Source organism: Shewanella sp. YLB-07 (genome assembly GCF_009377275.1).
Genome location: NZ_VOQB01000003.1, coordinates 122,562 through 135,970, shown reverse-complemented (window position 1 = coordinate 135,970; position 13,409 = coordinate 122,562). Strand labels below are relative to the sequence as shown.

The following is a 13,409-nucleotide window of genomic DNA, read 5'->3' as shown; positions in this document are numbered from 1 at the left end:
TGTTGAGGCAAGAGTATTTACACTAATATGTCTCGTATCCATTGCCAGGCCACAGATGTGCAGCTTTTAATGTAAATTTTACTGAAAAGTTTGTGAGAGGTGGTAGGCTCGCCTGTTATCTAAATGATAACTATTTGCATGTATTAAGATGAGCGTAACGATTGTCGTACTCTGGTTTGGATGTTTAACCGCATTTCTGTCCAGTAAGCATCAAGGTTTACTGGCTAAACCTTTGATGAAGTGCTTTTCCATCTCTGTTTTTGTCGTCTGTTTAATGGCTAGTATCTGGTTGTTAACATATATCTATAACCCGATTGCTTCGGCGCTGATGGTATTAGCGTTTACCATGTTTATCTGGCTGAGTTTAGTGCTACAGCTTGGGCATGTTAAGGCTAAATTGGTTCCCTTGAGCTGTTTCAATTTAATCTTCTGGGTCGCTGTGGTTCAGCTGGGAGGTCAACATGTGGCCTAAAACCTTCGCCGCCATATTCGGTGGTTGTCTTATCTCGATTTCGGTGATGTTGAATCTCAATTATATACTTCCATTAGACGTCGATACTCGGCTATTTGTCGGATTATTGATGGCCTTTCCACTCTGGGTGAGTGCCATGATCTGGTGTTATGCCAGTGATTCAGGTTGGCATGCCTGGCGACGTTGTGGCGGCTTATTGTTGGTATCGGCTGGATTCAATACTCTGTTTTTTTTCAGTTAAATTGAGATTTATCTGAACTGAGGTCAAGTGAACAACAGCTTATTAAACATAACTCATTAAACTAAGTCATTAAACTAAGTCATTAAACTAAGTCATTAAACTAAGTCATTATGAATAAACAATTTTTAAAGCGTCTAACCGAGGCTCACAGTTGGCTGGGATTGATCATCTCTGGTTTGCTATTCATCGTTTTTTTTATGGGCTCAATAAGTTTATTTCGCAGTGAAATATACCTCTGGTCTGTGTTGCCACATCATACACCTGCCCAAGGCGAGGTTTTGTCTCCCAGTGAGATAATGACACTGGCAATTAAGGATCGTCCCTTCAATGCCAAGGAGCATTTGACACTAGTGTCTCCGACTGCAGAGATGCCATTTTATAAAGTCTATGTGGACATCGTCCTCCCCGAAGATGCGACGACGGATATCGATTATGTGTCACTCTTGATGGACCCTGTGTCTGGCGAGATCCTGGCACATGTCGATGACTTCTATCTGGCCGATTTTATCTACCAGTTACATTACAATCTTAATATTCCCAATGGCGGTTATATTATAGGTTTTGTGACCCTATTTTTCTTTTTCGCGCTGATATCTGGGATTTTCATTCACGCTCGTAAGTTGTTCAGACAGTTTTTTCTTTACCGCACTAACGAGGGTAAGCGAGATCAGCTGCTCACCATGCATAATGTCATTGGCGTGATGACCCTGCCGTTTACCTTGATGTATGCCATCACAGGATTGATATTTAACTTAGTTATCATCTATCAGATCGCGTTCGCCTTAGTCTTGTATAAAGGCGATCAACAAGCACTACTCAGTGATGCTGGTTATACCCAGCAAATGCCAGAGTGGCTGGATGAGCCGCAGGATACCAGTGCAGAAGTTGATACCTTAGTGGCTCAGCATATTGCAGCGTTTGGTCAGCCACCTAGAGTCATTCGCGCCTATAACTATGGTGATAGCAGTGCACTGCTGCACATGTTCGGTAACGAGTCAGGAAAATTTGTCAGTCCTGTCGAGCAGGTGTTTACCTTAGATGGCGGCGAAACCTTGTTCTCAAGGGCGCCAGAGACTCCCAATACGATGACCACCGGGAGAATTGTACTCTCGACGCTGCACTTTGGTGATTATGCGGGCACGGATCTTAGACTGATCTATTTATTACTTGGCATGGGTGTGTGTGTGCTTATCGTCAGTGGTAATCTACTTTGGGCCGAGAAACGGACGCAGCAGAGAAAATCTTCGCCAAAGAGTATCGCATTGGTTAATAGCATGACGTTAGGCTCGACCATGGGAGTTATATTCGCCACCGCGATGGCATTCTTGTTCGAGCGAGTAGTGCCCCTGGGAGTGGTTGGGCGAGACGAATTGATGATGAGCAGTTTCGTGGCGAGTCTTGGACTCTATCTGGTGCTGGCTTGGTTTGTGTCTGATAAGCGAAAAATGCTGTTTATCTCACTCATTGCTACAGCATGTATCTTATTAACCACCATTTTAGCGGATTGGGTGCTTTTCCATGAGCAGATAGTGATGGCGTTAAATGCGGGTTTTATGGCCGTTGCCGGGGTGCAGGTTGGCTTGGCGATCACTGTGATACTGTTTATCACAGTCGCTTTCTCTCTAATTGCTAAGCAAAAAGCTGGTGTACCTGATTCGGGTTACAGCCCTGAACTGAATAAGAGCCTGGCCGATGAGGGGCTAACTCAAAGTTAACTCAACGGATTAGTGCCATCAGATAAACTTTATACCTGTTTAGCCATACTTTTATCAGGAATAGAAAGCGCAGCCATATGGCTGCGCTTTCTTGTTGTAGAGCCTTCTTAAAAACTTGGTGAGATGATTAATTTATCATCAATACTTGTTGCTCAAGTCCAGTGTCATATTGCCAAACTTGGTATTGTGGCTCTTTGCCATCATAAAACCAGAGAACGGCAATCAATTTATTCTGATGATTCGCTACTTTGATCTTGGTCGTGAGTAGGCCCTTATCCAGTGGCCCCCTGAACTGGCAGGAATCAAAGTTCACCGAGTAAGTGTTATTACTGCCATTAAATTCATCGCACAGTGAGAAATAGGCTCGCTTGCTTGAGTCGATACTGATATCGATTGCAAGTTGGAAAACGCTCTGCATGACATTGTGAGGGTCAATAATGAGATCATCTAATGAAGTTGGCTTCGGGGTAGATGTTGCTGGTGGAGTTACCGGAGGTGGGGTGCTGGTATCTGTTGTAGAGCCTTCATCTCCTCCGCCTCCACAAGCAGGCAGGATGCTGAAAGTTAACAGCAATAAATAGCGTTTTATACTCGTCATTTTTGTTAAGTTTTTCATATTCATCTCCTTTCCCATATTCAAGGGTATTGTTCAGGTCAAGTTAACGTTAGTCCTGAAAAACGAGTGCCGAAATAGGGGTAAGATACCAAGAGGGATTAGTATTGCCGCTGTTATCTGCTGCGAAATCGATAAACTCTGGATAGCACGCATCTAAACGTAGCCTTTCTAGTGGGTGTTTCCAGCTGGTAGGCACCTCTAATGCCCAACCCATACCATTTTCATTAAGAAAATAGAGCCCTTGATTTGGAACGGATCTGTCTTCTCTGAAGCCAAAATAGGCCGTATCGAATTTATCTGTAGGTGCTTTATTTTTCAGATGGATCTCAAGTTTTCGTCCGGGATGCTCACCAGTGGGTTCCTTTGCTGCTTGTCCATGATCACTTTCTGGGGTTGCAAAGATAAAAGGGTCATAGGGAAAGTCTGGCATCTGGGATTCTGGCACTGCATTCACAAAGGGGATAGTCATATTCCAAGTGGTGCGGTAGCTAGTTCCGCAGCCCGATTCTGAACGAAGAAACTCGCACCCAGTAGTGAGAGTAATGTAATCCCAAAGGTCTTGGGCAAGTATAAGTACGCCATAAGTTTGACCGCTTTCCAGCGGCGAAGCACTCTGTGCAACACCGTCAATACTCCATTCAATGGTATTTTCCTTGATGTTACTCATCGCGATACCCGGTAATTGAATGGCAAATCCGTTGTGATAAAAAGCGCCTGCTGCTGCGAGTTTAGCTACAAACTCTACTCGTCTGACTTGACCATATTTGACATATTCAATGAGCCTTAAATGGAAAATGACATCATTCATGTCGTAATCTTCTCGGGTTGGGTAGAGATCTTCAAAAACTATTGAGGTGAAAGTTGAAGATGATGGATAGTAGTTAATGGTCACGCCGGTTTCAGTTGTGCTGATTTGATAGTCTTCGACCTCCCCATCTCCGGCTCCCCCGGTAGGGCCAATGTCGGCCAGGCTACTGAAGCGAAATCTAGCCCATGTTTGACCGGTTTTTCCCCATGTAGGCACATCTAAATTGACATTGTTACTGCCGGGGGAAAGGGCGTGGCCTGTGATAGCCTGCTCGTCACTGTCAAAAATACCATCTCGATTCCAGTCAAACCAAGCGTTGAGAAAACCGCCACTGCCCGTTGCGGTGGCAAGAATGACAGCGGATTCACCTACTTCAAAACCAGTAGGGAAGCTAATGCCATCTTCATCATCCATGCCGTCACTATCATCATCTGACAAAGGAGTAGGGTAACCACTAGCTTCACCGTCGACACTGGCACCTAAATAAAAATCATCTATGATGGAGTGTCTGGCACCATTGGAAGCCATATATGTCCCATAGCTATCAGGCGCATCACCAAAGTCAACATTCTCACCAACAGGCACTTCAGCCAAGGCGCACCGGGCACCGTCATTACTCGATGATGAAGGGCCGTAAGCAAATATATCGGCAATGGGATTTGACTCATTAACATTGAGGCGATAGATCTTACCGTTACTATTATTGCTCAGGTAAAGCACACCGTCGGGGTCGAAGAACTGCGCGCCAAAGGTGAATTTTGAACCCGTTGAGACGACCACCACCCCCAGGTTTGTGGCGGAGGCGTCAAACGGGTCGATGCGAAGCAGGCTGGCATTATAGCCATTAGTGACGGCGTAGATATATCCATCGCTTGGATGGAAGGCAAAGTCGGTGATGTTATAGGTCGCGTTAGCTGTACTTCCGGCAACGAGTGTCATTGGATAGTTGTTTGGGTCATCTAAGGGGATTTTAAATAGACCCTTATTTTTTCTATATCCATACCAGGCATTTTCATTGATGGCGATGTCACCGACAAAGAAGTTTCCCGCAGCAGATGCGTCGGCATCTTTAATAATGGTGAGTGGGGTGATCACATAGTCATCACCGGTTTTACCTAAGGTGCTGGCTTCATAGTCCCAGCCATAGATATAGTTATCGTGATAATTAAATCCCACACCGTTATAGGAAGCAAGGCGATTCATGTCGTCTGAAAGTATCACATAGCTACCCGTTGCCAATTCGACACCGTATGCAATGGGAACAGAAGAAGGCGTTTGTATGATGAATGCCTGAGTCGGACATGACTCAAACTCAGCTGCAATGCCATCATTGGCAAAGGTAGATAAGATAGTAAAGAGAATGAGAGGAGAGAGATATTTCATAGTTAGTCCCTATATGAAACGGATTTTACTATGAACTGCATGAGATGTGCCATTTTGTAATAATTTGATTTTTATGGCATTTGTGTTTTTTGTCATTTCAGCTCGCAATTTGCGATTCAAATTGCACCACTTAAAAAGTGGCCTTCAGAGGGGAAATGTAACTTCTATGAAGAGTCGTCATTACATGCTGGAAAATGAAGCCGGCGGCCGTCCCATGCTTATTATTATCGATAGTGCTTGTTAGTTAACTCGACGTTGACGGTGCATGCTCTCCATATATTTCAGCCAACTCGTATTCATCCATAACTTATTCATAAGTGAGTTCCCAAGCAAGTGCACAAATAAGTATTACCTTACTTAATGTAAGGACTTACCTTAAGCTTCATTAGTGTTTTTTCCTCTTCCTTAGTGAAAAGCTGACGATGCTCTACTAAGCTCTGTGAGTACTACTATGTAGTTGCTTATTATCACAGGTCAGGGAGAGACACATGTCGGCTAGTGTTCGTTCGCCACACCGATTCATCACCTATTTAGCGTTTGTTATCACACTATTTTTTGTCTTGGCTGTATCAGCTAGTGCTCATGCCGCCGATAAAAAAGTGATCAAGGCATTGTATATTCCTCTTGCAGATCATTATGCATCGATCGTGGCCTATGAGCGCTATCGCGAAGAGATGAAGTACGCCGATTATCAGATAGAGCAGATGAAAAACTGGGATCTATTACGGGCGTATTTCCAATCCGGTGAGGTCGACATGGCCTATGTGATGAGCCCATTAGCGATGGATATGTTTAGCGAAAAACCGCATTTCAGGTGGATAGGCTTGATGCACAGGGATGGAAACGCATTGGCAATTAACGACCTGCTAAATGAGCAGGTCAAGCTTCCCGCTGTGAGGCATGAAAGAAAGCCCGATGACAAGGTTGCCAAGGCATTGAAGCAAGTATTTGAGTCGACAGGCCGCGCAACCGAAATCGGTATGCCTCATCTGCTGGCGACCCATACCGTTGTGCTATATCGCTATCTAAAAGAGCATGGGCTCACCATGAGTTTAACGCCCAATTCAGGCACCCACGTACTGGCGATTGCCGTCGCGCCACCTAAATCCCCAAGCTTTATTAAGAGTAAGAGTAATAGAGCCCAAGCGGCGGCTTTCGAACAGTCCTTACCCTGGGCTGATGTGGTTGAGACGGGGGGATTTGGGCATGTGGCCTGGTATTCAAAAGATGTGATACCTTGGGAGCATGGGCATGTGGAATGTATTGCTTTGGCAACTGATGCTGCGATTAAATATAAGCGTCAGGCGGTCCATGAAGTGATGGATTATATTCATAAGGCGGGAGAGGATATTGAGGTTGCTCGTGCTCAAGGAGGAGAAGCATTAGAGGAAATCGTCAAATTAGTGCGTAAGCATATTCCGGCCCATACCCGTGAAGCCATTATCGCGAGCCTTGATCCCGACTTGAGAGTGATTAATTATCAAAACCTGAATGTGGATAAACCGGGTCTTAAATTGATTATGGATCTGGCGGTTGAGGGAGGCATCATCAAAAATGTTATCGATATCGACAAGTTTGCAGATGAAGGTTTTAGTCGCAATGACTTAATCGGAGTGAGCCAGGCCCAATTGAACCGCTAAAGTGAGAGAGCCAATGAAACATGAGTTCACACAAGCACCGATGAAAGAGGTAGACAAGCTAAGCTCTTTAAGCTTCAACCTGACTATCTGGTTCTTGATCTTATCCTTACTGCCTCTGACAATTGTTGCCTGGTTCAGTTATCAGCAGGCCAAGCAGAGTCTGGTCGATGCAGCTGAAGAGGAGTTAACTCAGTCTTCGCTGCTGAGTGTACAGTCCATTGAGAGCTGGTTTAATTATCGCATGGTAGACCTCAACGTCGAAGCCGAATCTATCAATGCCGGGCTTATTTTGAATTCACTCTCTGAGGGGAAGCTATCCAGTGGTAAAAAAGCTGATGAATATGTGACGAGTTACGATTGGACCAAGCGAGTCGATGGCCTGCAAAACGACCTTATCGTATTAAGTCGTCAATATGACTATATCAGCGATATATTCTTGATTGATCTCGATGGTGACATTCTTTATTCCGTGGTGAGTAATGATGCGAAAGGCAAAAATGTCTTCTCGGCCAATTTAGTGGCCTCGCAGTTTACTCAAAGTTTAAAAGTGACCATGGACTCTGGTAAGGCTAACTTTTCTGGCTTGGAGAGGAGCCCATTGAGCCAAGGTCAAATCACAGGCTTTATTTCTGCCCCCGTTCTCGATGAATTTGGCGCTCCTATCGGGGTCTATGTTATCGAATTAAAGTTCGATAAAATATTGAATATGCTGCACTCGACCATATCAGACTCTAGCTCTTTAACTCATTACATTATTGGTCAAGACGGTATTCTCAGGACGCCAATAAAAGATAATTGGGAGCAGGTCTTGCAAAGAAAAATTAATACTCGTCCTTTTATCGCCTGGCAGGGGAGAGGGGCTAATGCTGGCACAGATGGCAAAAGGAGCATAGCTTATGAGTATATCGGACCTTCCGGCAAAGAGGTGATTGGGCTTTACCACACGGTTCATCTTGCCAACATAGAATGGTTATTGATCAGTGAGATAGATAGCGAAGAGACGTTACAAGCCAGCAACTGGTTGAAAAAAATCACCCTCTTATTCGTGCTGCTAACGGCGATGGGCGTGTTACTTGCCTCGGTATTTATTGCTCGCAAGATCACTCGACCGATTATTAAGCTTGCCGAAGCCAGTCGGAAAGTCGCCGCTGGAGAAGATCTGACTCGGGTGGATGTTAAAGGCAAGAATGAAATTGGCCTGCTAGCCAGTGCTTTTAACCATATGCTTGAAGCAAAAGCGCGTAATGAAGAGGCACTTATAGAGGCTAATAGCCTGGTCATGGAGGCGCTGGATTCTCTGGAAGAGCAGAAGTTTGCCTTAGATCAGCATGCGATTGTTGCTGTGACAGATTTGAAAGGCACCATCACCTACGCCAATGATAAATTTGCCGAGATCAGTGGTTACAAAGTCAACGAATTAGTTGGCCAGAATCATCGTATCCTTAATTCAGGTTTTCATTCTGTGGAATTTTTCTCTGAGATGTATAGGACCGTGACTAAGGGCAAGGTGTGGCATGGCGAGATCTGTAATCGCAATAAGCGAGGTGAGATCTACTGGGTTGATACCACCATCATGGCGCTCAAAGATGCGCGAAATCAACCTAAGAGCTACATCGCCATTCGAGCCGATATTACCGAGAGAAAGCGTAATGAGTTAGAGGTTAAAGAGGCGTTGACCCTGATGAATGCCACACTGGAGTCGACCGGTAATGGTATCTTGGTGACCAGTAGTGATGGCGAGATATTAAGGACTAATAGTCAGTTTTCACATCTCTGGGGAGTCGCTAAAGAGTTACTCGACAAAGGGGTTAACGATAGAGTCATATTAAAGCAGATCATGAGTCAGTTGAAAAATCCTGATATTTTCATTAAACGTGTCGAGGAAGTCTATCTGGATAGAGAGTTAGAGGCATTCGATACCATTGAGTTTATCGATGGTCGAGTCTTCGAGCGTGCATCCTCTCCCATGGAAATCGATGGTGAGTATTTTGGTCGAGTCTGGAGCTTTAGGGATATTACCGAGCGAACTGAAAATCAAAATGCCCTGTTGCAGGCGAAAGAGCAGGCAGAGCTAGCCACTAAGGCTAAGAGTGAGTTTCTAGCCAGCATGAGCCATGAGATACGTACCCCCATGAATGGCGTCATCGGCATGTTGGGTCTGCTATCTAACTCTAAGTTGACCGAGTATCAAAACCGCCGTGTCAACATAGCTCAGTCCAGTGCACAATCTTTGCTTTCGCTGATTAACGACATATTAGATTATTCCAAAATCGATGCCGGCAAGTTAGAGCTGGAACAGATAGATTTCAACCTGAGGGGAATGCTGGGTGATTTTGCCGAAGGCATTGCCCATCAGGCTCAAAATAAAAACCTAGAGCTGATTTTAGATCTTAAAGGGGTCGAACAATCTATGGTTACCGGAGACCCTGGTAGGCTGCGTCAGGCGATCACTAACTTAACCGGTAATGCGATCAAGTTTACTCAGCAAGGTGAGGTGGTGGTGAGAGCCGAGCTAACCCCTGCCAATGAGGGGCAATGGTGGTTAACTTGCTCCGTGTCCGATACGGGGATAGGGATTCCCGCGGATAAAATTGACAGTTTGTTTAAATCATTTAGCCAGGTCGACGCATCAACCACCAGAAAGTATGGCGGTACTGGATTGGGACTCGCCATAGTACAGAAGATATCGCGCCTGATGGGCGGGGATGTTTCAGTGAGCAGCGTTTATGGCGTAGGCAGTTGTTTTGAATTTAAGGTCTTGCTTGGCAGGAGTAACAGGTCGACTTTAGTGATCCCTAAGGTCGATATTAGTCAGCTAAGCTTGTTGGTGGTCGATGACAATGCGACTAACCGTGAGGTGATCCGGGAGCAACTTGAGCTATGGGGAGCGACTGTGGTTGAGGCCTGCAGCGGCCAGGACGCCTTGGATATATGCTCTCAAAGGGATAAAGAGCCTGGCAGTCCTAAGTTTGATGTCGCCTTCTTAGACATGCAGATGGCAGCAATGGACGGAGCCGAGCTTGGACAGAAATTAAAAGCCGATCTTAGATTTGCTCAAATCAAGCTGGTAATGATGACCTCTATGTCTCAGATGGGGGATGCCAGTTTCTTCGCGAAACTTGGGTTCAGTGGCTACTTCCCTAAACCTACCACCACCTCAGATATTTTAGATGCACTCAACGTCGTCGCCGATGGCGGTGAGGCACTTCAAAATGCTCGGCCTTTGGTGACTCATCATTATCTTCAGGCGTTACATCATCAAGCGAACGAGCCCAAGATACCGAGATGGTCTCATGACACCCGTATTCTCTTAGTTGAGGATAACTACGTTAATCAATTAGTGGCCATGGGGATTTTAGAAGATTTTAACTTAGATGTGGTCGTCGCTGAAAATGGTTTGCAAGCATTGAATAAACTGAAAAATGTAGTCGGTTCCCCTTTCGATCTGGTCTTGATGGATTGCCTAATGCCTGAGATGGATGGATATCAAGCCACTAGTGAGATCCGCACCGGCAATGCGGGAGAAGGGAATAAAGACATTATCATAGTTGCCATGACAGCGAATGCCATGATGGGAGATAGAGAGAAGTGCATAGATTCAGGGATGAATGATTATCTGCCAAAGCCGATAGATCCAGATAAGCTGCTCGATAAACTCATACATTGGATTCCTCTGGCTGAGTCTGATGAAGTGGATCTCAATCTAGATGGCTTTGATGTGCATGTGTCTGCTAAGGCATCGGATTCTGCAGTCAGCGCAATAACTGGCGTTAAAACCGACCAAGTCAGTGTTGAGGTCGATAAGGCAATATGGGATAAAGAGGCGCTATTAAAGCGTTCAATGGGCAAAGAATCCCTGTTAAATGCCATAGTGAATCTGTTTGTAGAGGATATGCCTAAGCGTATCGAGTCCCTGTTGGAGGCCAGTGAAATAGGGGATGTTGATCAATTACGTCAAATTTCCCATACTATAAAAGGTGTCGCAGCAAATCTTAGTGGCAGTAAACTTCAAGCTTGTGCAGCGACGATAGAGAAAGCGGCAAAAGAGCAAGAGCTGGATAAAATACGAGCCGAGATCCCCGCGTTACAGATCCGATATGAAGAATTAATTTCAGTGCTCAACCTGCATGAAAAGTCTCCGGAAGAAGAGGTTACGCTAACCCGTGCCAGTAAACAGTTGATTTCAGAAAGCTTAGCGGATATCTCAGTAAAACTCAGTGAAGGCAGTTACATAGATGTAGAGGATTATGGTCATCTAAAAAGAGCCAGTGAACGAGCCGAACTGCAGCAGAAGTTTGATCTTTTACTGCAACTTTTGGCCGATTTTGAACATGAGCAAGCCTGTGTATGTTTGAGTGAGCTCTCCATCTATCTTGTTGATACTGATTCGAGTCCATCTAAGGGGATTGCCAATGGCTGAAAAAGCAACGATTCTATTGGTCGATGATACTCGAACCAACATTCAGCTGTTGGCCGGATGCTTAAAGCATCAGTATCGATTGAAAATCGCCATGAATGGCCAACGTTGTCTCGAGCTCGCCCAAAATCCCCCCTTTCCTGATCTGATTTTACTCGATGTGATCATGCCTGAGATGGATGGCTATGAAGTTTGCCGTCAACTTAAAGAAAACCCAAATACCAAAAATATTCCGATTATTTTTGTCACGGGTCGAGACTCAGATGAAGATGAGGAGTTTGGCTTGCGGCTCGGTGCGGTGGATTACATCGCTAAACCTATACGTCCTGCGATTGTGACGGCTAGGGTGTCTACCCAGATAAAGCTTAAGTATCAAAGTGATGAACTTCGTAACATGGCGCTCCATGACCAACTGACTCAACTGTATAACCGTCACTTTTTAATCGAATCCGCGGCGAATAAATTGGCCCATGTCGATCGACATGGTAATCCGCTATCACTGCTTATGATAGATATCGATTTTTTCAAGCACATCAATGATCAATTCGGCCATCATGCTGGCGATCAGGTACTCAAGGCTATAGCGGAAATACTCAAGACAGGTAACCGAAAAGAAGATGTAGTGGCACGTTTCGGTGGCGAGGAATTTGTGGTGTTACTGGAACATTGCTCCCTCCATTCTGCTGTCGAGAAGGCTGAAATATTAAGAGCTGAAATTGAAGCGCTAGAGCCGATGGGGATAACTGTGACTGCGAGTTTTGGCGTCGCTCAGTTAATGAAACATGAGCAAACATTTGTCGAACTACTTACCCGTGCTGATGCCGCTGTCTACCGGGCTAAAGAGCTGGGACGTAATCGGGTGGTTGCCGCAGAAGATGCGATTTCTGAGCCTTATTTAGACAAAAAAATAGTCTGATTCATTCATTTATTCGATGGGATTAATCATGAGCGAAAATGTAAATATACTGATAGTAGATGATACTGCTGATTGTCGCTTGATGCTCAGCGCTATGCTTGAAGGTGATTACTCAGTGTCCGAAGTGGCTTCCGGTGAAATGTGCCTCATTGAGGTGGCTAAGTCTCTGCCTGACCTCATTTTACTCGATGTCGACATGCCTGGGATTTCGGGGTATGAGGTCTGTGTCCATTTAAGGAAGCAGTACCAATCCGAGTGCTTGCCTATTATTTTTGTATCTGGTTTGGACTCATATGAAGAGCGTCTTGCCGGATATGAAGCCGGCGCCGATGATTACATTGTTAAGCCTGTCGAGCCTGAGATCTTATTTGCTAAGTTGGCCAATTGTTTAGAGCAGCGTCAGAATATGGGCGCAGCTAAGGCGAGTGAGACCGAGGCCGTGAGCATTGCCATGGAGGCGATGACTGTCAACAGTGAGCTAGGGCAAGTGGTGCAATTTATTAAAGATGTTCAATCGATCAAGAATGCCGAGGATGTGGGCCGTGCCATGATCAATATTCTCTCTAGGTTTGGTATGAACGCGGTGGCTCGAGTCGATACAGGTTCTGTAGCGTACATTGGCTGTGATGAAGAGAGTATAGAGGCCGAAGTCTTGTCTCGGTTCGTAGTCCATCATGAGCGGATTTTAAGTGTCGGGATCCGCACCGTAATTCGAGACCCTCACATCGTCCTGCTGATCAAAGATATGCCCTTAGACGATGAGAAGCGCTGTGGTCGTTTTAGAGACCATTTAGCGGTATTGATGGATATCGCAGATGCACAACTGGCTAACATCAAGACCCGTAATGTGATGCTAGAGCAGCGCCAACAGATCTTTACTCAAGTCATCTCGGTGGCGGAAGAGCAGATAAAAAGAACTACGATTCGGCTTTTTGAACACGATAAAAACTCTCAAGGCATCATGCATGGCATGGTGTCCGAGTTAGAAGGCATGTTGTTTGGCCTGGGATTAGAGGAAGATCAGGAGAAAAAGTTGATGGCCTTGGCAGACCAGACCTCCTTGCAACTGCAGGAGACTCAGGGTCAGACACAAGTGGTGAGCAGTGAGCTTGGCGCAATTCTCGAAAGCTTGTATGACTTCTTTAATACACTCAACGAGCCTTCAAAAGGCGATCTATCTTAACTTACTTTCTCTATTTCA

The 13,409-nt window shown here is 45.3% G+C and carries 9 protein-coding genes; 7 read left to right on the top strand and 2 right to left on the bottom strand.

Features of this window, described 5'->3' with window-relative positions; all coding sequences use genetic code 11:
• The first annotated feature begins 148 nt into the window (after nt 1-148).
• The 3 genes from FS373_RS07375 to FS373_RS07365 all read left to right on the top strand — a co-directional run bounded on the left by FS373_RS07375 (nt 149) and on the right by FS373_RS07365 (nt 2,428).
• On the top strand, nt 149-472 hold the full coding sequence (locus tag FS373_RS07375) for a hypothetical protein (RefSeq protein WP_144045635.1): 324 nt from the start codon (nt 149-151) through the stop codon (nt 470-472).
• A complete protein-coding gene (locus tag FS373_RS07370) occupies nt 462-713 on the top strand; it encodes a hypothetical protein (RefSeq protein ID WP_144045636.1) in 252 nt (83 codons plus the stop codon). The genes FS373_RS07375 and FS373_RS07370 overlap by 11 nt, the downstream gene beginning before the upstream one ends.
• 110 nt (nt 714-823) lie before the next feature.
• Entirely contained in the window at nt 824-2,428 is a 1,605-nt protein-coding gene (locus tag FS373_RS07365; RefSeq protein ID WP_144045637.1) for a PepSY-associated TM helix domain-containing protein, read from the top strand.
• A 127-nt stretch (nt 2,429-2,555) separates the two neighbouring features.
• Here FS373_RS07365 and FS373_RS07360 read toward each other — a convergent pair whose 3' ends face one another.
• Together FS373_RS07360 and FS373_RS07355 are read right to left on the bottom strand one after the other, a co-directional pair.
• Nucleotides 2,556-3,044 carry a hypothetical protein gene (locus FS373_RS07360; RefSeq protein WP_185976983.1) on the bottom strand — a complete coding sequence of 163 codons (489 nt, stop codon included), beginning with the start codon at nt 3,042-3,044 and terminating at the stop codon, nt 2,556-2,558.
• Nucleotides 3,045-3,093: 49 nt separating this feature from the next.
• Nucleotides 3,094-5,235, bottom strand: a complete 2,142-nt coding sequence (locus FS373_RS07355; RefSeq protein ID WP_144045638.1) for an LruC domain-containing protein — start codon at nt 5,233-5,235, stop codon at nt 3,094-3,096.
• 488 nt (nt 5,236-5,723) lie between these two features.
• Here FS373_RS07355 and FS373_RS07350 point away from each other — a divergent pair, with 488 nt between their 5' ends.
• Genes FS373_RS07350 through FS373_RS07335 form a run of 4 tightly spaced genes read left to right on the top strand, consistent with a single transcriptional unit; the run spans nt 5,724 to nt 13,391 of the window.
• Nucleotides 5,724-6,875 carry an ABC transporter substrate-binding protein gene (locus FS373_RS07350; protein ID WP_152829193.1) on the top strand — a complete coding sequence of 384 codons (1,152 nt, stop codon included), beginning with the start codon at nt 5,724-5,726 and terminating at the stop codon, nt 6,873-6,875.
• A gap of 13 nt (nt 6,876-6,888) precedes the next feature.
• Nucleotides 6,889-11,295 (top strand): response regulator, encoded by a 4,407-nt coding sequence (locus FS373_RS07345; protein WP_152829192.1) that lies wholly within the window; start codon nt 6,889-6,891, stop codon nt 11,293-11,295.
• Nucleotides 11,288-12,208, top strand: coding sequence for a diguanylate cyclase (locus FS373_RS07340; RefSeq protein ID WP_144045642.1), 921 nt, complete (start codon nt 11,288-11,290; stop codon nt 12,206-12,208). Before FS373_RS07345 ends, FS373_RS07340 begins: the two co-directional genes overlap by 8 nt.
• Nucleotides 12,209-12,236: 28 nt before the next feature.
• Nucleotides 12,237-13,391 (top strand): response regulator, encoded by a 1,155-nt coding sequence (locus FS373_RS07335; protein WP_227992585.1) that lies wholly within the window; start codon nt 12,237-12,239, stop codon nt 13,389-13,391.
• Nucleotides 13,392-13,409 lie beyond the last annotated feature (18 nt).